The sequence below is a fragment of the Brevibacillus sp. GCM10020057 genome, assembly GCF_042683565.1.
Classification (GTDB): domain Bacteria; phylum Bacillota; class Bacilli; order Brevibacillales; family Brevibacillaceae; genus Brevibacillus.
Genome location: NZ_JBHUJW010000011.1, coordinates 162,329 through 181,289, shown reverse-complemented (window position 1 = coordinate 181,289; position 18,961 = coordinate 162,329). Strand labels below are relative to the sequence as shown.

The following is an 18,961-nucleotide window of genomic DNA, read 5'->3' as shown; positions in this document are numbered from 1 at the left end:
AAGAGACTCGCTCGACTTGCATGTATTAGGCACGCCGCCAGCGTTCGTCCTGAGCCAGGATCAAACTCTCCAATAAAGTTTGTTTCTGGTTCATCGCTTTTTCAAGCTGGCAAATCATTTAATGATAGACTCATCAACGCTTTCGCTGTTCAGTTTTCAAAGAGCATTTTTCCGCCATCGCCCGGAGGCGACTTTTTTAATTTACCACATTCACACCGATTAAATCAAGTGCTTTTTTATTTTTTTCGCTGCCAGTTTTTTCGTTGAAGCAACAGCGACGTTTGTTAATATAGCATGAATGTGAAATAAAAGTCAACAGCATTTAAAAAATTCATCCCAACAAAATAAAACAAACCTCTTGATCCCCTTCATCAGGACAAACGACTTCCTGTACGAATGAGCGCTGGACCATTTTATCGATCAGTACGGGAATCTCAATGCCTGCAGACTGTACAGCTGGATGGCTCATCAGCTCCTGCAGTCGCCACGGCCCTTCCTTCGTCTCCATCAGTTCCGTCAGAAAACGGACGGAATCTTTCATTCGCGAAGTCACAGCGAACTCGATCGCCAGCACCAGCAGCTCAATTCGCTTCTCCAGCGTCTCGCCATTCGCAGACAGTTCCTCGTACAGCTTGTAGACCGACGAGTCCAGCAGTTTGACCTGTGACCACAACGACGCCTGGGGATGCTCACCCATTTCGTAAACAACCAGTCTGGCCCACGAATGAAGCGCCTGGACAAACAAACGATAGGCGTCCAGCGTCAGCCCTTGCTGCAGCCATTCTTTTGCCTCGTGAAAAAAAAGCAGCAAACGGGAATACTCTCTACATACAAGTTTCTTCTGCAAAGAGTCGGAAGGCCGAAGGAGGCGCTGCCTGACCTGTTTCATATAACCGTCTTTATCGATGACAACTTCCGCTTTTGCAAGCAGATGCGCCAGATTTTCATCCAGGCCGCAAGCCGCTTTCTTTTCCAGATGCCAGACGCTCATCCACTGCTCGGTAATCAACTGGCCCTGAACGGCAACGCGTCTGATTGTCCCTTCACCTTCGGGGTGGTTCGCCAGGATCAAATAAAAAGCTTCCTCGCGAAAGAGGGACTCAGGCAACAGCAATACAGCTCGTACATCCAAACGTTTTTGAAGCAGTTCAAGGTACGTTTGTCGACTCTCTTCCGGCCTCATGTCCTCTTCCTCCCTGCCCCTGGGTTGAACATATGGATTCTACAAGAGATGTCCTTTTCCTGCTTGTCAACAGACAAATCCTTTGTATGCTATACTGTAAGGTAGGGGGAATGATGATGAAGAAATTTGAACGCCTGAGCAAGATCAAACGCATGCGCACCTGGGGTAACTGGAGCATGGTGATCGGTATTTTGCTGATGTATACAGGGTATGCTTTTTTTGCTGGATACTTGGACTTTATTCCTTTTCTCGGAACCCTGCTCAAAGGCTCTCACGTCTTTATGACGCTGCTGCTGATCATCGGGTTTCTCCTGACGATGGGCAGCACGGTTATGTTTATGATTTCCGGAATGGTCTCAACCTCTGCGCCACAAGTACAGTGTCCTTCGTGCCAGAAAGTGACAAAGATGCTGGGAAAAGAAGATGCCTGTATGTTTTGTGGACAGCCCTTGCGACTCGAGGACGGGCAGCCGCAGCAAAACCGGACATAATGCTGTACCGATTGCGATTCATAGGCAAAAAGCCACCTGCGTACCGCCCTTTTTCGGGCAGGCAGGTGGCTTTCTTCTGTTACGGGGACGATTGCGTCGGCCGGCTGTTCAACCCGTCCGCGACAGTCTGCCAAATTTCCGGCACCTCATAGCCGCGCCGCCAGGATGCTATCCCGGCGAGATTGTACTTGTGCACGAGCGCGGTCCGCTTCTCCATGGACGTGACGTCCTCGATCCACATTTTGTACGTTTTTCCGTCCTTCGGGTCTGTGTACTCGACGTAATTTTGCCCGCTTGCCTCATCCAGCTTTGGCGTGAGATTGTGTTCCTTGATCCACTCCAGCGCAGTCGGCATGGCCAGCGCCTTCGATGTCACCTTGATGCTGCCGTCAGCCTGCTGGCTTTCCGTCCACAGACGGGTGTAAAACGGGACTCCCAAAAGCAGCTTGTCGTGCGGCACTTCCTCCAGCACGCCTTGCAGCCCTTTTTCCACCCACGGCAAAGATGCGACGGAGCCGGCGACCGGACTGGATGCCCAATGCTCGTCATACGTCATGACCGCCATATAATCGGCGGCCTGGGCAAGCGCACCGCGATCGAGGAACATCGACCACGTCTCTGCCGTGGACTTGACCGTCACGTCGATCGACACGACCAGCCCTTGTTCGTGCATATACGGCGTCATCTCCCGCACGAACTGCACAAGCTTCGGCTTTTCATCCAAATACACATTTTCAAAGTCGATGTTGATGCCGTCGAGATCGTACAGATTCGCGTAGTGGATCAGCTGAGCGATCAATTTGTCCCGCTTGTCGTAGCTGCCCAGCACCGACTTGGTCCAATCCGGGTTAAAGCCGTTCGTGACCAAGCCCCAGACCTGGTAGCCGCGCTGGTGCGCCCATTTGACGTACGCCGGATCGGCCTTGTTTTGCAGCGTTCCTTCCGCGTCCTTCAGCTCGAACCACGTTGGCGAAACGACATTGACTCCCGGCATGGCCGCGATTCCTGCGACATTCGGATTGCGATTGGCAACCTGCTCCCACACCAGATTGATTTTTTGCCCCAGCGGCTTCCAAGGGGCCTGCTGAGCGGATGACGCGAGACGGTCCAGCTTTACCTTGCGAACTTGTGTCAGCTCCACGCTATCCTTTGGCAAGAAACCCGCGATGCCGTCAGCCGTCAACACCCGGTACCACTTGTCCGACTCCCCCAGAACGTCTACTTCGACACCTGCCGCCAGTTCCGCAACGATCGGCGTACGGTAGGAAGCGCCTGTCCGCACCGGTTGCAGCTCGTCATCCTGAACGACTTTGGCTTGCTGGACGGCGTACCCGTCGCCTTCCACCACCAGCACGCCCGTCCCTTGCTTTTGCGCGAACGAATACGGATACAGCTTTTCCAGCGGAGCGAGCGGAACGTAGCGGACGCCGCCAGCTTCCTTGACCGGAACTTGCAGGTTGACCGCCTGCTTGTTCAAATAAGCTACCACCTGTCCGCTTTCCATCCGCAGCACTTTGTCCTTCGTCGTGATGATGACGGACTGCGTTGGCTCATCCCAATAAATAGCCGGGTCGATGTGCTCCCGGATAAACTCAAAAGGCAACAGGATCTGACCGGACTCCATGAGGTAGGGCACTTTGGCGGGCGTGCCCTCATAAACGATGGCATGTTGCTTACCGCCGTATGGCTGGACGTGCTCCGTACTCGGCCGAAGTATGAAAAACCAGCAGATCGCGCCGAAAATCGCCACCAAAAACAGCATGAGCATGAAAAAATTGTGCAGCAACCGCCTTCGTCTTTTCTTGGGGCGAGGTGCCATGCCAAGCTCAAGACTCACGTGCGCAGCCTCCTCCCAAGCGAAACATGCCCGAAACAGGCAGAATACGCATTTGATTTCAAAACATTCACAACCTTCTGATGCAGCGAGCAAACAAAGTCAGCTTCCAAACAAAAGACGTTTGAAACGACAAAACGTTACAGGTTGCGACCAGAAAACTTTGCTGCGACAAGGCCTTTGGCGAAAGACTCGATACAAAAAATACCTTCCTCCTCAACACATTTCCGGTTGACTCAGAAGGTATTCTCAGCCCCAACAGACTCAGTGGGTGTTCTTTTGACAGGCATCACAGATGCCGTAAACCTCCATGCGGTGACCTGTTACGTGAAAGCCGATGTCTCGTGCTGCAGCTTCTTCCGCGTCCCTCAAATAAGGGAAATGAAAATCTCGAATCGCGCCGCACTCGGTACAGATGGCGTGATAATGATCTTCCTCCACATTTGCATCAAACCGGCTGGACGCATCCCCGTAAGTCAACTCGACAATCAGTCCCGCTTCTTTAAAGACACGCAAATTGTTATAAATGGTGGCAACACTCATATTGGGAAATTTGCCTTCGAGTGCTTTGTATATTTCGTCAGCGGTGGGGTGAGTCATTGTCTCCAGCAAATAGGTCAAAATGGCATGGCGTTGAGGTGTCATACGAACCCCGGTATTCTTCAGGATTTCTACCGCTTTTTCTACACGCTGTGTCATAGCGTCACACCTCGCAGTCATTCGCAAAGACAAAAGAATCGGCACTTCTCATGTCATTGATTAGAATTAATATAAATAAGTGTACGTCCAGCATGCGAAAACTGTCAATATCCATTACATCGAAATCAAATGTAAAGGACGGCAGTGTCGAATTACGCCTTTGCTTTTGCGTCAGTCCGGGGTTTGGCCATCGGCTTTGCCTTGGTCTTCGACGCTTTTTTGCTCTCCGCGATCGCGTATTTGCACCTGGATTGCAACGGGCATTGGCCGCATTGCGGGTTGCGCGCCGAGCAGACACGTCTGCCGTGCCAGATCAGCCAGTGATGGGCATCCGACCATTTTTCCCGGGGAATACGCTTCATCAGCTGGCGCTCCACTTCGTCGACGTTGTCGCTGCTCGCCAGCCCTAGCCGATTGGCTACGCGGAAAACATGCGTGTCGACAGCAATGGCCGGGATTCCGTAGGCATTGGAGAGAACCACATTGGCGGTTTTCCGTCCGACACCGGGCAGCGCCTCCAGCTCCTTGTGCGTGCGCGGCACCTCGCTGTTGTATTTTTCGTACAAGATTCTACAGGTCTCTAAAATGTTCTTGCTCTTATTTTTATACAGTCCAAGCCCTTTTATATGCTCCTCCATTTCTTCCTGCGTCAAATGGAGATAGTGCTCCGGCTTGTTCAGCTTTTCAAACATGGGTGCCGTGATTTCGTTGACCCGTTTATCCGTGCACTGCGCTGACAGGATCGTGGCGATCAGCAGCTCGAACGGGGTCGTATAGTTTAACTCACAATGCGCGTCCGGATACAGCTGCTGCAGCGTATCCAGTATTTCCGCGACAGGTACTTTGCGTTGCGCCATAGAACTGTCCCCCTTTTCCCCTCCATTATACCTTTCCTCGTCAACACGGCAATCTGCGGGCTTGTAGCGTGGCTGCTGCCCCTTGAGGTAAGATGGAGCTGGTAGAAAATAGCGAGGGGAGATGAACATGAAAGTATTTGTAAGCGGCGCCACCGGCTTCGTGGGGAAAGGCATCCTGGAGAAGCTGCGGGAGCATGGGCATCATGCCGTATGCCTGATTCGCCCCGGATCGGAAGGAAAAAAGCAAGCGGACATTCAGACGACTGACGTGACAGGCGATCTGTTCGACCGGGAGTCGCTGGCGAAAGCGATGGCCGGATGCGATGCGGTCATCCATCTCGTCGGAATTATCCGGGAGCAGCCGGGGAAAGGAATCACATTCGAGCGGGTCCATGTGGAAGGGACGAGAAATGTCGTAGAAGCGGCCAAGGAAGCGGGAATACGCCGTTTTGTGCACATGAGCGCATTGGGGGCGCGGGAAAATGCCCCAAGCGCCTATCACCGGACCAAATACGCAGCCGAGCAGCTCGTACAGGCAAGCGGTATCCCGCACGTCATTTTCCGGCCATCCGTCATCTTCGGGCCGGGCGATGAATTCGTCAACATGCTGGCCGATCTGGTGAAGCTGCCGGTGACACCTGTGCTGGGGACTGGCTCGTACCTGTTGCAGCCCGTGGCGCGTGAAACAGTCGCTGACGTATTCGTCCAGGCTCTGACTCTCCCGGCCGCCACCAATCGCATTTTTGAAACAGGCGGACCCGCAGCGATCACGTATGAGCAAATTCTCGACACGATCGGCGCTGTCCTTGGCAAAAAAAGCGTCCGCAAGCTGCACATCCCGCTTTCGCTGATGAAGCCGGTCATCCATCTGATGGAAGGATTTTCTTTCTTCCCTATCACGAACACACAGCTCACCATGCTGCTCGAAGGCAACGCCTGCCAGGATGGCGAGACGCTCTACGCGACGTTTGACACCCCGGCAATCGACTTTCGAGAAGGAATCGCCGCTTACTTGCGCCGCTAGAAAACTTTTCACCCGCATTTCAGGCAAGTCCCCCTGCTCTGTGGGAAAAACAAAAGCCCCTGAACCAGGGGCTTTTTGCAATCCTTATGACGTTTTTCCTAGCGAATTTCTGATATGGCCAAGCCGCCGCGAAAGACGTGCAGAAACGGAAGCACGCCCACCGTCGCAAATCCGTAGCGCCCGTACACTTGCTCCACCCGCTCGTTAATCGGGCAAACCCACAGCTGCGAACCTCCCCTTTCGAGAAACTGCTCCTGCGCATGGCGGATCAGGTGGCCGATCAATCCGCGCCCGCGAAACTGTGGCAAGGTCGCGACATTCTCGATTCGCATAACGTCTCCAGCCTGCAGCAGACATAAAGAGGAAGCCGGCTGCCCTTCTACGCGCAGCAGGAAGTGCTGGAAGTCCGGATGTGCGAATTCTCTTTCAAATGCCTTTTCGCGCACTTCCTTTCCTCCAAGCTCCGGGATGGACTCTACCTGCAAGCATTCAACACGGTTGGCCTCAGTAACCGGCTCGATCGTGATGCCCGAAATCTGGCGTACCTCTGCCAGCTGACCTCGCCAAATCTGAATCGGAGAGGACAGCTCCTCGCTGCGAAAGCCGCACTGCAGCAATTCATCCACGAGCACCTGTTGATGGGGCGGATCGTACAGGTACAAACGCGGGTAAATCCCTTTTTCCGCATAGTACGGAATTACCTCTTCCACGATCGCCTTTGCCTGCTCCCGGACTGCAATCGGACCGGAGATGTGCGCATGATTGGCGTCGTAATGGTGTGGATTCTGCTCATTCCTGAACAAATGCCCCCAAGGCCGCTCTTCCCTCTCGGAAAAAACGAGCTTGTAAGCAACGTCCGACTTCTCAACGATAGACAGCAGATTCATGTAAGCCTCCTGTGATACAGCCCAGCTGGCTCAACCTTTACGTCAAGTCACCACGCCGTCCCGATTGAATTCCTCACGATTCGTGCAGCGTCTGCTCTGCGGTGGCGGTCATTTGGTTGACATGACGCGCCACGACGAACAGGTAATCAGACAGCCGGTTCAAATATTTGACGACCGCCTGATTCACTTGCTCCTGCTGTGCCACGTGAACGGCTTTCCGCTCTGCGCGCCGCACGACTGTGCGGGCGACGTGGAAGGCCGCTGCCGCCGGATGTCCTCCCGGCAGCACGAAATTGGTCAACGGAGGCAAATCTGCATCCAGCTTGTCAATCTGTCCTTCCAAAAAGGTGACGTCTTCGTCCACGATCGGCCAGCCGACCTTTTTGCCTTCTGGCGTGGCCAACTCGGCACCGACGTGAAACAGCTTCGTCTGGACAACGTGAAAGACGCCGCGCAGCTCTGACCAGTCGAGCGAATCAGGCAGCAAGGAAAGCGCCAGCCCGATCTGGGAATTCGCTTCATCGCACGTGCCGTACGCCTCCACCCGGTCGGCGAACTTCGGGACGCGAACCCCGGCTACCAGCGAAGTCTCGCCCTTGTCGCCAGTCTTGGTGTAGATTTTCATCCAGACCCCTCCATTTTCCCTGTTATTTCCCTGGAAATCGACACGCTGCAAAAACTACAGAGCTTCTGCCACCACAATCAGTTCGTTGCTGCTGGCATCAAAGGCCCCTTTGGTAAAGGTGCCGTAGCGCTGAACGACTTTCAATCCGTTCAGACGGAGCAAATGATGCAATTCAGCCGGGTAGATGTAGCGCAGAGTGAAGCGCCCTGTCACTCTTTCGATCATGACCCCGTCCGCATTGGAGCGTTCGTAAATCCGCGTCACTTCTGACAATTGCTGAAAATGATCGTAGCGGGTGTAATCCCACATTGCCACTTCTTCGCCGTTGTCCAGCCGGTATGTGCCGCGCAGGGACATTTTTTCGCTCTCCTCGTGAAAGTGCTGAATCTTTGGCACGAACACGTTCATCACGAACTTGCCGCCCGGGGCGAGATGCTTGCGAATACTCGTCAGCGCCTTCATCTGCTCATGGATGTGCAGCAGATGCAAAAAAGAGCGGAACGGGATCATGATCAGCGAAAAGGTCTGTCCCAGATCAAAGTTGCGCATGTCTCCCTGCAACAGCCGCAACGAATCGGCTACGCCCGCTGCCGCCGCCTTTTGTCTGGCCCGCTCCAGCATCTCCAAAGAGAGATCCAGTCCGGTCACGTCGACGCCTGCCTGCGCCAACGGGATGCTGATACGCCCCGTACCGCAGCCCAGCTCCAGCACCTTGCCGCCCGCCAGTTTGGCCTGTTCCACGTAAAAATCGATGTCGCCGGGGACGCCCTTTTGCGTCAAATCGTAGTAATCCGCCCAATGATACAAATTACTCATGCCAACTCTCCTATGCTTGCAATTGCTCCGATTGGAGGTAAGCCATTACCAGCCTCGCTGTATTGTCGAGCGCTTCCCGATGCGTCCGCTCATGGGAGTGGGATGCGTCCACGCCAGGGCCGATCAGGCCGTGAACGATGTCGTAGCCTGCCCGCAGCGCCGCGCTCGCGTCTGATCCATAGTACGGGTAAATGTCCACCTGGTAGTTCAGGCCGTTCGCTTCGGCGAGTCTGGTCAAATGGCTGCGCAAACCGTAGTGGTACGGTCCCGAGGAATCTTTCGCGCAAATGGAGACGCAAAATTCATCCGTCGTCTGCCCGTCACCGATCGCTCCCATGTCTACCGCCAAATATTCGACGACGTCCGCCGGAACACTGGAGTTGCCGCCGTAGCCAATCTCCTCGTTGTTGCTGATGAAGAAATGAGTCGTGTAAGGCAATCGGGTGCCGGTTTCCTGCAACTCCCGGATGACGCCGAGCAAGATTGCCACGCTCGCCTTGTCGTCAATGTGGCGGGATTTGACAAAGCCGCTCTCCGTCACGGTGACGCGGGGATCGAACGACACGAAATCCCCGACGGAAATCCCCAGATCGAGCACGTCCTGCTTTGTTTTCACCTTTTCATCCAGCCGGACCTCCATGTTCTGGTCCGTGCGCTCCGCCTTGCCTGCTTCCCGTCCGTATACGTGAACAGACGCTTTCGTCGACAAAATGGTTCCGGTCACCAGACGGCCGCTTCCAGTCTCCACGACACAGTGCTCGCCTTCCACCGCGTTGAACTCAAATCCGCCGATCAACGCCAGCTTGAGGCGGCCGTTCGCCTTGATTTCCTTGACCATCGCGCCCAGCGTGTCGACGTGGGCGGTGAGCAGACGCGCCTTTTCCGTATTCGCGCCCGGGATGGTTGCGATGATCGCTCCTTTGTTGGTGCGCCTGAAGCCTACGCCCAGCTTCTCAAGCTCCCTGGATACCCACGCCATTACTTTCGCGGTGTTTCCTGATGGGCTCGGGATTTTCGCCAGCTGGCAAAAAGATTCGACCACATAATCGATGGATACGCTCATGGAATTTGCTCCTCCTGTTCGCAGTCGTGCGTTTGCCGCTACGGCTGCAGCTCTTCCTGAATGAATTGGAGCACTTCCTGCACATGCCCCTTGACCTTGACTTTGGTCCACGCCTTTGCGATCCTTCCCTCTTTGTCGATGACAAAAGTAGACCGCTCAATGCCCATGTACTCGCGTCCGTACATTTTTTTCAGGACCCACACGCCGTACGCCTCTGCCACCTGATGGTCAGGGTCTGCCAGCAGAGGAAACGGCAGCTCGTGCTTGGCCGCAAACTTGTCGTGCGACTTGACGCTGTCCGGGCTGATGCCCAGCACGACCGTATCGAGCTGCGCAAACTTCGGATGGTAGTCGCGAAAATCACAGGCTTCCGTCGTGCAGCCCGGGGTCATGTCCTTTGGATAAAAATAGAGCACCACGTTCTTTCCCCTGTAATCGGAAAGAGAAATCGTCCGGTTGTCGCTGGCTTCCAGCGTAAAATCCGGCGCGGCTTGGCGGGTGGCTGTCATTAGTGTCCCTTCTTTCTGTCCCTCTTGTCTTCGTATGCACTCCCCCCATTTTACCACAACCTTACAGCCACTTCATCTCTATACACGTTGCGCTTTCCATCAGAAAACGATAGAATTGATGGATAGTATAGTGAACGACGAACAATTAAAAATATTGCCTAGTCAGTTGGATGGTGAGAATTGGCATGAAAGAGTTTTATGAAGTTACAGATTCAGAAGCACTTAAATCACTAGCTATTGCCGAGCGTGTCAAAATTTTGGAGCTTTTCGAGGACCTTGAGCCCCGGACTGCCAAACAGATTGCCACGGAACTAGGTGAAAACGCCGCTCGCCTTCACTACCACGTGAAGGAACTCGTTCGGGTCGGCTTGCTCAAACAGGTGGATACCCGTGTCAAAGGGTCCATCGTTGAAAAGTATTACGAGCCCGTAGCCAAAGTGATTCAGGTCAAGCTGCAAGTCATGATCGAAGAAAACGCACAGCAGCTGAGCGATGTGATGTTCACGCCGTTCCGCACGACGGAAAAAGACCTCATGCGCACCTTGAACAGATTCGTCTCCAGCGATCAGGATGTGCGCAAAGAGTACAAAAACACCTTTGCCTTCAATGTGCACGAATTCCATCTCAGCCAGGACGAGCGCAATCAGTTCGTCGATGAGCTGGGCAATCTGTTGCACAAGTACAAGGCTTTCAAAAGCGAGCCTGGGCGCCGCAAGTTCAAGTTTTTCGACGTTCTCTTCCCGTTGACTCCCGCCGAGCCTTCCGACGATTCGGACGAGCCGTTCGAGGATTCAGAAGAATAACGGGCCTGGGCGCTGTATAAGAGTCAATAAAGCCAAGGGGCTGTCTCAAAAGTCAATTTTTGACTTGGAGACGCCCCTTTTGCTGTTCAAAAACGTTGAGAAATCAATTATTCTCAGATAGCTGCGCCGATGTGCTGGCACACCTTTTTGCTGTGGACGGCTCTGCCTGCGCCGCGGCATGGCAGAGCCATACTTATGTTCCTTTCTGCTTCCCTAGTAAGCCCGTCCGAACCAGACCGTATGCTGCGCCTTCCCGCCACAGCAGATGCACGCGGCCTTTTGCACAGGCGGCTCGAACGGGATGTTGCGGGACGTAAACTTCGTCTCTTCCTTGACCTTTGCCTCGCACGCATCGTCGCCGCACCAGCCGGTCAGCACCCAGCCGCTCGGAGTGTTCTCTTGCTCGCTTTTGGCGATGTGGGCCACAAGCTGCTCCAGCGTGTCGATGTCGAGGTGGGAGTTCGCCTCGCGGAAAGCCAGCGCTTTTTGATACATGTTCTGCTGAATGTCCGCAAGCAAGCTCTGGATCGTCTCCACGATGCCGTCCAACTTCGCGGTGATCTTTTCCCCGGTGTCGCGGCGCGCCAGAATCACCTGTCCGCTCTCCACATCGCGCGGCCCCATTTCCAGCCGCAGCGGTACTCCGCGCATTTCCCACTCGTTGAACTTCCAGCCTGGCGTCTCCTCGCGCAGATCGGCGCGGACGCGGATACCGGCGGCTTTGATCTGGTCAAAGAGCGGATCGAATGCGACCATCACTTGTTCTCGCAGCTTCATCGGACCGACCGGGATCATGATGACTTGTGTCGGCGCCATCCGCGGCGGCAGCGCCAGCCCCCGGTCGTCGCCGTGCACCATGATCATCGAGCCGATCAGACGGGTCGAGCTGCCCCAGGACGTGGTGTGCACGTATTTGAACGTGTTGTCGCGGTCGAGGAATTTGATCTCGAAGCCGCGCGCAAAGTTGTCACCAAGGTAGTGGGAGGTGCCTGCCTGCACGGCCTTGCCGTCCTTCATCATCGCTTCGATGGAGTACGTGTCGACGGCGCCGGCGAAACGTTCGCTCGGCGTTTTTTGCCCCATCCAGACCGGGATCGCCAGCTCCTGCTCGACGACTTCGCGGTAAATCTCCAGCATCCGCATGGTTTCCTCGCGAGCTTCTTCCTCTGTGGCATGGGCGGTGTGCCCTTCCTGCCAGAGAAACTCGGATGTGCGCAAAAACGGCATCGTCCGCTTTTCCCAGCGGAATACGTTGGCCCACTGGTTGATCAGGACAGGCAGGTCGCGGTAGCTTTGAATCCACTGGCTGTACATATGCCCGATGATCGTCTCGGACGTCGGGCGCAGCGCCAGCCGCTCCTCCAACGGCTCGCCGCCTGCCTCCGTCACCCACGGCAGCTCCGGATTGAAGCCTTCGACGTGCTCCTTTTCCTTTTGCATGAAAGACTCGGGAATCAGCATCGGGAAGTATGCGTTGCGGTGCCCGGTCTCCTTGAAGCGCTTGTTCATCGCCTCCTGAATCCGCTCCCACAGCTCATAACCGTCCGGCTTGAACACGATGCAGCCGCGAACCGGCGTGTAGTCCATCAGGTCTGCCTTGCGAATCGTGTCGATGTACCAGCGCGAAAAATCTTCCGCTTGCGGCGTAATTTCTTTCACAAACGTTTTTTCCTCTTTCATCCTGCTACAGCTCCTCTTGAAAAATAATGAAAAAATCCCCCATCCCAACATAGGGACGGAGGATTAACATCCGCGGTACCACCCTGATTGATGGCAGCAAAAACTGCACATCCACTCAAAGTCCCGATAACGGCGGGGCAACCGGCACGGCTCATCGCCGGCAGCTTCAGGATGGGGAGCAGTCATGCCGCAGTATCGGCCTTGCAGACGAGGGCCGACTCTCTGGGACGCGGCGCATGCTGCGGGTCCTTTCACAGCCTTTGCAGCTTTCACAGCTTTCTTAAATCAATATGTTAACAAGCCGCAGACCGATTGTCAATTTGTGGCACGCGGACTCAAGCGGGTCGCCAGCTTGACGTACACCGGATAGGCGACCAGGGAAAGCATCGCCCCTTTGAACATGTTGAACGGCACGATTCCGTACAGGATGAGGGACCATACGCTGTCGGCGCCGAGCGTCGCGAGCAACTGATCCATCGGCATATGAGAGATGGCGGCATAGGCAGGCAAGAGGAAGAAAGCGTTGGCCAAGGCCATCACGACACTCATCAGCAACGTCCCGAGCGCAAGGCCGGTCAAAAAGCCTTTCTTTCCCTGGCTGACACGCTGCATGGCAACCGCCGCCACGATAAAGCTCGCACCCGCCGCCACGTTGGCCAGCTCGCCGATCAGCAAGCCGTCCGTGTTCTTAAACAGCATGTGCAGCGCATTTTTCAGCACTTCCACGATAATTCCGGCCATCGGACCGTACATGAGGCCTCCGATCAAGGAGGGCAGCGTACTGAAGTCCAGCTTCAGGAAACTCGGCATCATCGGAACGGGAAACTCCAGATACTGCAGGATAAAGGCAACCGCCGCCAGCATGGGAATCGTCACCAGCCGCTGGGTTGACCTCGTTGCATGCAAAGCTGTTTCTTTCATGTGTACCATCTCCTCGTCCATGTTCTCCTTCTGAGGAATGGCAACAGTGCGTTCCTGTCCACACTGCCTGACTGCTGCTCAAACGCCGGAAGCGCTTTATCCGTACAAAAAGCCCTGAGGAAAAAGATCCCCAGGGCTTTGACAGACGCAAGACATAAGCAGGTGCAAAATTAAGAACGAGAAACAATAGGGCTGTCGCGTGTATCGAACGCCCCGCTCCCGCTTGCACAGGCAAACAAGCACGTGTGGTAACGTACTGTCGTCATCCTTCTCCCATCCAGACTGTACTGTCGGCTCCGGAATCTCACCAGATCCTGCACTTCCTGCCGTTTATCGGCCGGGAAGGCTCGCGGGCTTACATGCACATGGCACGATCACCGCCGGTCGGGAATTTCACCCTGCCCCGAAGGAATGTGTAGTTGTATACAGACTTATTATACTGCGGTTTTTTTATTTGACAATAACCGAAAGCGCATGGTCCTAAGACCCCGCTCCCCTGTATTTGCTAACTCCCCAGTTCCAGACGAGCAGCCCGAGGCCGAAGAAGATCACGGCCATCACCGGCGTCATGAACGCGTAGCTGTACCACGTTTCCTTGCGCAGGAAGTATGCCGCCGGATAGACGCCGACAAAGGCAAACGGCAGCACGTACGTCAGCATGAATCGGATGATCTTGTTGTAGACGTCAACCGGGTAGCGGCCGTATTGCTGAATGTTGTAAATCATCGGCGTAATCCCCGTCCGCGAATCGGAGAAAAAGCTGATGGCAGAAATCGCCGTGTACACCCCGCCGTAGATCAGTGCGCCGCTGACCGACAAGACGATGAAAATGAACGGATCGTACCAGGTAAAGCTGAGCTTGAGCTGAATGGCCGCATACCCCATGATGATCAGACCGGAGATCACGCCGAAAATCCGGTCCGGCGCGATCGATTCCAGACAGACCTGCGCCAGGTTGTGAATCGGCCTTGTGAGAATGCGGTCCATTTCCCCGCGAATGATGTAGCGCTCGTTGAAGTCCCAAAAGCCGAAGAAAATCGAGAACAGCGCGTACGGCACGAGAAAAAATCCGTAGATGAAGATAATCTCGTCGCGCTTCCAGTCGCCCATCAGCGGCACGTGCTCGAACACGACGATGATAAAGACGAGGTTGATCATCTCGGAGATCAAATTCGATGCCAGATCGCCTAGGAAGTCCGCCCGGTAGGCGAGTCTCGTCTTGAAATACTGCACCAGATAGTCGGCAAAAATGCCAAAGATGTGCTTCATGTTTTGCAGCTTTTGCATGTCTCCCTACCCCCCCTGCACGACCAGCCGATTGCGGGCCAGTCGCCATAACATCAGGATCGGGACGAGAATGACGACCATCCAGACGGCCTGAAAGCCGATCAGCTCCCACGCCCTGGCCGGGGTGATCGCCCCGGTAAAGATCAGGCTGGGATAGTAGTTGATCGCCTGGAACGGCAGCAAGCCCATCACGGTCTGGGCCCACCCTGGGAAGAAGCTGATGGGCAGCACAAGCCCGGACATCAGGTCGACGATGACCCGCTTGGCCCGCATCATGCCGTCGTTGCGGAACAGGAAGAACGTGAACAGCCCGGTCAGGAGATTCACCTGCGTATTGATGAAAAAGGCAAGCAAGAGGCTCAGCAGGTACAATCCCCAGCCCTGCGCAGTGGCAGGGAAATGAAACGGGATGATCAGGCTGACCAGAAAAATACCCGGACCCGCGAAAAACAGGAAGCGAAAAATGCCTTCCCCCAGCGCCTGCGCCGTCTTGACGGACAAGTAGTTGTACGGCCGGATCATCTCGATGGCGACCTTTCCTTCCCGCACATCCTGGGCGATTTCCATGTCAATGTTGTTAAAGTAAAAGGCACGAGACATCCAGGCGATCGCTACGTACGATGTCATCTGTTCGACAGACAGGCCGCCGAGCTGCTGCTGTCCGTTGTAGATCGCTCCCCACAAAAAGTAATACGCCCCGATGTTGATAGCGTAAATGATAATCCCGCTGTAGTAGTTCACCCGATAGGCCAGCATGGTCAAAAAGCGCATGCGGATCAGTTCCATGTAGAGTCTACGCATGACTGGCTACCTCGCCGTCTGTCTGGTAAATGTTGCGCACGATATCCTCGGTGCTCGTCTCCATGATTTTCACGTCGCTCACATCAAAGGACGACATGACAGTAGACAGGACGTAGGGGAGCATTTCCTGGCTGCGCGCCACCTGTACGCTCAAGGTATACTCGTTGACCTGCTCGATCCGACAGGGCAGATCGCCGAGCACGCGGCGCAGTTCGATCGACGGGGTGCGCTTTTTCATCTGGAACTGCACTTCTGTCCCATTGCCCCAGCGCTCCTTCAGATCGCTCAAGAGGCCGTCGAAGATCAACTTGCCTTTGTCCATGACCAGCACCCGTTTGCAGAGCGCTTCAATGTCGGACACGTCATGTGTCGTCAAGAGAATGGTCATGTTCTCCGTCTCGTTCAGATTGCGGAGAAAATCGCGGATCTTTTGCTTGACCAATACGTCCAGTCCGACCGTCGGCTCATCGAGGAACAGCAGCCTTGGCTTGTGGATCAGGGCAGCCGCCACCTCGCAGCGCATCCGCTGGCCGAGACTGAGCTTGCGTACCGGCTGGCTGACGAACGAGCCGATATCGAGCTCCTCGATCAGACGGTCCAGCCATTTGCCGCCCTGCTCGTCATCTACCTTGTAAACGCTCTTGAGCAGGCGGAACGATTCGAGCGGAGACAGGTCCCACCATAGCTGCGAGCGCTGCCCGAAGACGACCCCGATGGAGCGCACGTACTCTTCGCGCTCCCGGAACGGGACGAAGCCGTTGATGACGATGTCGCCGCTGCTCGGGGTCAGGATGCCCGTCAGCATTTTGATCGTCGTCGACTTGCCCGCCCCGTTTTCCCCGATCAGGGCGAACATCTCCCCTTCCTCCACCGTGAAGGAAAGGTTGTCGACTGCCTTGACCGTCTTGTACTCGCGGCTGAACAAATCGCGAAAAGCACCACCGAGACCCGACCGGGACTGGTGAATGCGGAATTCCTTTTGCAACTGCTTCACTTGAATCATCGGTTACCTTCCTTTTGATTGCTTCTGCAAGATTCCATCTGTAAGTGTATATGAGCGTGTGCGATTTGTGCAAAAATCAATGTGCTGGAATTAATGGTTACGTTAATCCATGTACAGCACAATCCCCGTCTTGTCGTCTGATTTCTTGAAGCGCACGTACTTGAGGCATTCCGGATCGCTGTTTTCCAGCGCGAGCAGCTCATCCGTGTACCGCTGCAGCCCTTTGTGTACAATCGGCAACACGGTTGCTTCCCAGCGCGGCGTTTCTCCGCCGTACGGGCGCGGCATGAACAGGCCGTCCGTCAAAAGGACAAGAGCATGAAGATGAATCCGGTTGATCCGGCCGTATTCTACAAACGCCTTGCTGGCCACATCTCCGTTTAGCACGCCGTATCCCCCGGCAGCATTGGCCAGATAACGGTTGGCGCACAAAATGTCCCGACACTGCTCCATCAGCTCGGTCCGTTGCGTGATGCCTTGCTGAATACACGACTCCCATCTGGCAAACGCCGCCTGCTCCAGATGGCTGACCTGCGGGTGCGTGAGAGGCCGTACCGTATCGTCTGCATAGACAGCGAAAATCATACAATCCCCTGTCTGCGCGAACTCGATGTGCGAATCCCCGACCCGGACAAGCGCACATGCAGCTCCCCACAACGCTTCTTTTTGCTCCAGATCAATCCCTTCCTCGCGCATGCACGCACCAAGCCGCTCATTGGCAGCGACCAGCAATTCGGTCAGATCCTGTTCCTCTCCCGCTTCCTCCATCTGCTGTTTCACGATTTGCGCGGCCAGCGCACCTGCCGTCAGCCCTTCTTCGTTTTCATAAGGCGTAAGAGAAGAAACCCCATCCACCACTGCAAAAAGGCGCTTCCCCTGATTCGCGACGTAGGCATCCTCGTTTCTTTTCCCGCTTCCTGCAACAGAGATGCATTCCATTTTCATCGTGACAACCGCCTTCTCCCTCGTATTCAATTGCTGAAAAATTGTATCATTTTTCCTTTTTCCCTTCCATACATCTCCGCTGCTGTCCACTGATTCCCAAGCATGTGGTAAGATAGTGGAGACCTTTTGGACAGAAAGAGGGAAAAAACATGAACCGTGAAAAATCCGCACACCTGCACCAGCAAGCCCTGGACGTGATTCTCGGGGGCGTCAACAGCCCTTCCCGCTCCTTCAAGGCAGTAGGCGGCGGTGCCCCTGTCACTATGGAACGCGCTCAGGGAGCGCACTTCTGGGACGTGGACGGAAACCGATACATTGACTATCTGGCAGCGTACGGCCCGATCATCACCGGACACGCCCATCCGCATGTGACCAAGGCGATCTGCGAGGCCGCTGCCAATGGCACCTTGTACGGCACGCCGACCCCATGGGAAGTGCAGTTCGCCACGATGATCCGCGAAGCGATCCCGTCGATGGAGCGAATCCGCTTCAACAACTCCGGTACCGAAGCCGTCATGACGTGCATCCGCGTCGCCCGCGCCTACACCGGACGGGTGAAAATCATCAAGTTCACCGGCTGCTACCACGGCCACTCGGACCTCGTGCTCGTGGCGGCAGGCTCAGGACCGTCCACGCTCGGCATCCCGGACAGCGCAGGGATTCCGCAGAGCATCGCCAATGAAGTGATTACCGTACCGTACAACGACATCGACGCATTCGCAGAGGCGATCAGCCGCTGGGGCAGCGAGACGGCGGCTGTACTCGTGGAGCCAATCGTCGGCAACTTCGGGATCGTCACACCGGAGCCAGGCTTCCTGGAAGCTGTGAACCGGATCGCGCACGAAGCCGGAGCGTTGGTCGTGTACGACGAAGTGATCACGGCCTTCCGCTTCTGCTACGGCGGAGCGCAAAACTTGCTGGGCGTCGAACCGGACTTGACAGCGCTCGGTAAAATCATCGGCGGCGGCCTGCCGATCGGGGCATACGGCGGTCGCAGGGAGATCATGGAACAGGTCGCGCCGCTCGGACCTGCATATCAGGCCGGAACGATGGCCGGGAACCCCGCTTCCATCCGCGCCGGCATCGCCTGCCTGGAAGTGCTGAAGCAGCCCGGCGTCTACGATGAATTCGAGCGGCTGGGCGCGATGCTCGAAGCCGGCATCCGCGAAGCTGCGCAAACACATGGCATTACCATTCAGCTCAACCGCGTCAAAGGGGCATTGGCCGTATACTTTACCGACGAGCCTGTCCGCAACTACGCCGGGGCGCAAAAGGCTGACGGCGAGCTGTTCGCCCGCTTCTTCCGCCTGATGCTCGACGAAGGCATCTGCCTCGCTCCGTCCAAATACGAAGCCTGGTTCATCACTACCGCGCATACAGAAGCGGACATCCGCGAGACGATTGCAGCCGTCGACCGCTCCTTTGCAGCGTTGAAAGCGTAAGGCTGTCGGGACGAGAGCGGCAATTCAGGGAAAAGCGGGGCGGCGGACAGGAAGCCTGACGGCACAGCTTATGCGTGGGAACGGTTCCCTC

General features: G+C 55.4%; 19 protein-coding genes, 1 rRNA gene and 1 riboswitch. Of the genes, 4 read left to right on the top strand and 16 right to left on the bottom strand.

Translation table 11 applies throughout. The annotated features are described in order from the left end of the window. Nucleotides 1-76 (bottom strand): 16S ribosomal RNA (locus ACFSO0_RS04465); the annotation flags it as partial. Nucleotides 77-331: 255 nt separating this feature from the next. Continuing rightward, nucleotides 332-1,183 carry a hypothetical protein gene (locus ACFSO0_RS04460; RefSeq protein WP_376876911.1) on the bottom strand — a complete coding sequence of 284 codons (852 nt, stop codon included), beginning with the start codon at nucleotides 1,181-1,183 and terminating at the stop codon, nucleotides 332-334. Nucleotides 1,184-1,299: 116 nt separating this feature from the next. Between ACFSO0_RS04460 and ACFSO0_RS04455 the strand changes: the two genes are divergently transcribed. Further along, the gene (locus ACFSO0_RS04455; RefSeq protein ID WP_376876908.1) at nucleotides 1,300-1,674 is read left to right on the top strand and encodes a YgzB family protein; all 375 of its coding nucleotides are present in this window, start codon (nucleotides 1,300-1,302) and stop codon (nucleotides 1,672-1,674) included. A gap of 79 nt (nucleotides 1,675-1,753) precedes the next feature. On the opposite strand, the gene ACFSO0_RS04450 is transcribed toward ACFSO0_RS04455, so the two are convergent. The 3 genes from ACFSO0_RS04450 to nth all read right to left on the bottom strand — a co-directional run bounded on the left by ACFSO0_RS04450 (nucleotide 1,754) and on the right by nth (nucleotide 5,064). Then, the gene (locus ACFSO0_RS04450) at nucleotides 1,754-3,511 is read right to left on the bottom strand and encodes a glycosyl hydrolase family 18 protein (RefSeq protein WP_376876905.1); all 1,758 of its coding nucleotides are present in this window, start codon (nucleotides 3,509-3,511) and stop codon (nucleotides 1,754-1,756) included. Between the two features lie 261 nt (nucleotides 3,512-3,772). Then, nucleotides 3,773-4,207: a peroxide-responsive transcriptional repressor PerR gene (perR, locus tag ACFSO0_RS04445; RefSeq protein WP_376876902.1), complete on the bottom strand. Its 435-nt coding sequence runs from the start codon at nucleotides 4,205-4,207 to the stop codon at nucleotides 3,773-3,775. A 152-nt stretch (nucleotides 4,208-4,359) separates the two neighbouring features. Then, complete coding sequence (gene nth, locus ACFSO0_RS04440) at nucleotides 4,360-5,064, bottom strand: endonuclease III (protein ID WP_376876899.1); 705 nt, start codon at nucleotides 5,062-5,064, stop codon at nucleotides 4,360-4,362. A gap of 127 nt (nucleotides 5,065-5,191) precedes the next feature. On the opposite strand from nth, the gene ACFSO0_RS04435 reads away from it, so the two are divergent. Further along, the gene (locus tag ACFSO0_RS04435; RefSeq protein WP_376876896.1) at nucleotides 5,192-6,088 is read left to right on the top strand and encodes a complex I NDUFA9 subunit family protein; all 897 of its coding nucleotides are present in this window, start codon (nucleotides 5,192-5,194) and stop codon (nucleotides 6,086-6,088) included. A 98-nt stretch (nucleotides 6,089-6,186) separates the two neighbouring features. Here ACFSO0_RS04435 and ACFSO0_RS04430 read toward each other — a convergent pair whose 3' ends face one another. The 5 genes from ACFSO0_RS04430 to bcp all read right to left on the bottom strand — a co-directional run bounded on the left by ACFSO0_RS04430 (nucleotide 6,187) and on the right by bcp (nucleotide 9,988). After that, the gene (locus tag ACFSO0_RS04430) at nucleotides 6,187-6,975 is read right to left on the bottom strand and encodes a GNAT family N-acetyltransferase (protein WP_376876893.1); all 789 of its coding nucleotides are present in this window, start codon (nucleotides 6,973-6,975) and stop codon (nucleotides 6,187-6,189) included. A 73-nt stretch (nucleotides 6,976-7,048) separates the two neighbouring features. Continuing rightward, nucleotides 7,049-7,600 (bottom strand): cob(I)yrinic acid a,c-diamide adenosyltransferase, encoded by a 552-nt coding sequence (locus ACFSO0_RS04425; protein WP_376876890.1) that lies wholly within the window; start codon nucleotides 7,598-7,600, stop codon nucleotides 7,049-7,051. Between the two features lie 54 nt (nucleotides 7,601-7,654). Further along, on the bottom strand, nucleotides 7,655-8,416 hold the full coding sequence (locus ACFSO0_RS04420; RefSeq protein WP_376876887.1) for a class I SAM-dependent methyltransferase: 762 nt from the start codon (nucleotides 8,414-8,416) through the stop codon (nucleotides 7,655-7,657). Nucleotides 8,417-8,426: 10 nt separating this feature from the next. Next, nucleotides 8,427-9,479 (bottom strand): M42 family metallopeptidase, encoded by a 1,053-nt coding sequence (locus ACFSO0_RS04415; protein ID WP_376876884.1) that lies wholly within the window; start codon nucleotides 9,477-9,479, stop codon nucleotides 8,427-8,429. A 38-nt stretch (nucleotides 9,480-9,517) separates the two neighbouring features. Beyond that, complete coding sequence (gene bcp, locus ACFSO0_RS04410) at nucleotides 9,518-9,988, bottom strand: thioredoxin-dependent thiol peroxidase (RefSeq protein ID WP_376876881.1); 471 nt, start codon at nucleotides 9,986-9,988, stop codon at nucleotides 9,518-9,520. A gap of 185 nt (nucleotides 9,989-10,173) precedes the next feature. Between bcp and ACFSO0_RS04405 the strand changes: the two genes are divergently transcribed. Then, a complete protein-coding gene (locus tag ACFSO0_RS04405; protein WP_376876878.1) occupies nucleotides 10,174-10,791 on the top strand; it encodes a helix-turn-helix domain-containing protein in 618 nt (205 codons plus the stop codon). A 213-nt stretch (nucleotides 10,792-11,004) separates the two neighbouring features. On the opposite strand, the gene proS is transcribed toward ACFSO0_RS04405, so the two are convergent. From proS to ACFSO0_RS04375, 6 genes are all read right to left on the bottom strand, one after another. Then, nucleotides 11,005-12,471 carry a proline--tRNA ligase gene (gene proS, locus ACFSO0_RS04400; RefSeq protein WP_376876876.1) on the bottom strand — a complete coding sequence of 489 codons (1,467 nt, stop codon included), beginning with the start codon at nucleotides 12,469-12,471 and terminating at the stop codon, nucleotides 11,005-11,007. Between the two features lie 315 nt (nucleotides 12,472-12,786). Continuing rightward, nucleotides 12,787-13,392 (bottom strand): ECF transporter S component, encoded by a 606-nt coding sequence (locus ACFSO0_RS04395; RefSeq protein WP_376876874.1) that lies wholly within the window; start codon nucleotides 13,390-13,392, stop codon nucleotides 12,787-12,789. Between the two features lie 261 nt (nucleotides 13,393-13,653). Then, a riboswitch (FMN riboswitch) is annotated at nucleotides 13,654-13,807 on the bottom strand. A 65-nt stretch (nucleotides 13,808-13,872) separates the two neighbouring features. Further along, the gene (locus ACFSO0_RS04390) at nucleotides 13,873-14,670 is read right to left on the bottom strand and encodes an ABC transporter permease (RefSeq protein WP_376876932.1); all 798 of its coding nucleotides are present in this window, start codon (nucleotides 14,668-14,670) and stop codon (nucleotides 13,873-13,875) included. 15 nt (nucleotides 14,671-14,685) lie between these two features. Then, a complete protein-coding gene (locus ACFSO0_RS04385) occupies nucleotides 14,686-15,480 on the bottom strand; it encodes an ABC transporter permease (protein ID WP_376876872.1) in 795 nt (264 codons plus the stop codon). Next, complete coding sequence (locus tag ACFSO0_RS04380) at nucleotides 15,473-16,483, bottom strand: ABC transporter ATP-binding protein (RefSeq protein WP_376876869.1); 1,011 nt, start codon at nucleotides 16,481-16,483, stop codon at nucleotides 15,473-15,475. Before ACFSO0_RS04380 ends, ACFSO0_RS04385 begins: the two co-directional genes overlap by 8 nt. A 102-nt stretch (nucleotides 16,484-16,585) precedes the next feature. After that, nucleotides 16,586-17,428, bottom strand: coding sequence for a protein phosphatase 2C domain-containing protein (locus ACFSO0_RS04375; protein ID WP_376876866.1), 843 nt, complete (start codon nucleotides 17,426-17,428; stop codon nucleotides 16,586-16,588). 149 nt (nucleotides 17,429-17,577) lie between these two features. Here ACFSO0_RS04375 and ACFSO0_RS04370 point away from each other — a divergent pair, with 149 nt between their 5' ends. Further along, on the top strand, nucleotides 17,578-18,870 hold the full coding sequence (locus ACFSO0_RS04370; RefSeq protein ID WP_376876863.1) for a glutamate-1-semialdehyde 2,1-aminomutase: 1,293 nt from the start codon (nucleotides 17,578-17,580) through the stop codon (nucleotides 18,868-18,870). Nucleotides 18,871-18,961: the final 91 nt, after the last annotated feature.

Bases quoted from the DNA above. Each gene is read 5' to 3' on its own strand.
- ACFSO0_RS04460 (WP_376876911.1), bottom strand. From the start codon at position 1,183: ATGAGGCCGGAAGAGAGTCGACAAACGTACCTTGAACTGCTTCAAAAA.
- ACFSO0_RS04455 (WP_376876908.1), top strand. From the start codon at position 1,300: ATGAAGAAATTTGAACGCCTGAGCAAGATCAAACGCATGCGCACCTGG.
- perR (WP_376876902.1), bottom strand. From the start codon at position 4,207: ATGACACAGCGTGTAGAAAAAGCGGTAGAAATCCTGAAGAATACCGGG.
- nth (WP_376876899.1), bottom strand. From the start codon at position 5,064: ATGGCGCAACGCAAAGTACCTGTCGCGGAAATACTGGATACGCTGCAG.
- ACFSO0_RS04435 (WP_376876896.1), top strand. From the start codon at position 5,192: ATGAAAGTATTTGTAAGCGGCGCCACCGGCTTCGTGGGGAAAGGCATC.
- ACFSO0_RS04430 (WP_376876893.1), bottom strand. From the start codon at position 6,975: ATGAATCTGCTGTCTATCGTTGAGAAGTCGGACGTTGCTTACAAGCTC.
- ACFSO0_RS04425 (WP_376876890.1), bottom strand. From the start codon at position 7,600: ATGAAAATCTACACCAAGACTGGCGACAAGGGCGAGACTTCGCTGGTA.
- ACFSO0_RS04420 (WP_376876887.1), bottom strand. From the start codon at position 8,416: ATGAGTAATTTGTATCATTGGGCGGATTACTACGATTTGACGCAAAAG.
- ACFSO0_RS04415 (WP_376876884.1), bottom strand. From the start codon at position 9,479: ATGAGCGTATCCATCGATTATGTGGTCGAATCTTTTTGCCAGCTGGCG.
- bcp (WP_376876881.1), bottom strand. From the start codon at position 9,988: ATGACAGCCACCCGCCAAGCCGCGCCGGATTTTACGCTGGAAGCCAGC.
- ACFSO0_RS04405 (WP_376876878.1), top strand. From the start codon at position 10,174: ATGAAAGAGTTTTATGAAGTTACAGATTCAGAAGCACTTAAATCACTA.
- proS (WP_376876876.1), bottom strand. From the start codon at position 12,471: ATGAAAGAGGAAAAAACGTTTGTGAAAGAAATTACGCCGCAAGCGGAA.
- ACFSO0_RS04395 (WP_376876874.1), bottom strand. From the start codon at position 13,392: ATGAAAGAAACAGCTTTGCATGCAACGAGGTCAACCCAGCGGCTGGTG.
- ACFSO0_RS04385 (WP_376876872.1), bottom strand. From the start codon at position 15,480: ATGCGTAGACTCTACATGGAACTGATCCGCATGCGCTTTTTGACCATG.
- ACFSO0_RS04380 (WP_376876869.1), bottom strand. From the start codon at position 16,483: ATGATTCAAGTGAAGCAGTTGCAAAAGGAATTCCGCATTCACCAGTCC.
- ACFSO0_RS04375 (WP_376876866.1), bottom strand. From the start codon at position 17,428: ATGAAAATGGAATGCATCTCTGTTGCAGGAAGCGGGAAAAGAAACGAG.
- ACFSO0_RS04370 (WP_376876863.1), top strand. From the start codon at position 17,578: ATGAACCGTGAAAAATCCGCACACCTGCACCAGCAAGCCCTGGACGTG.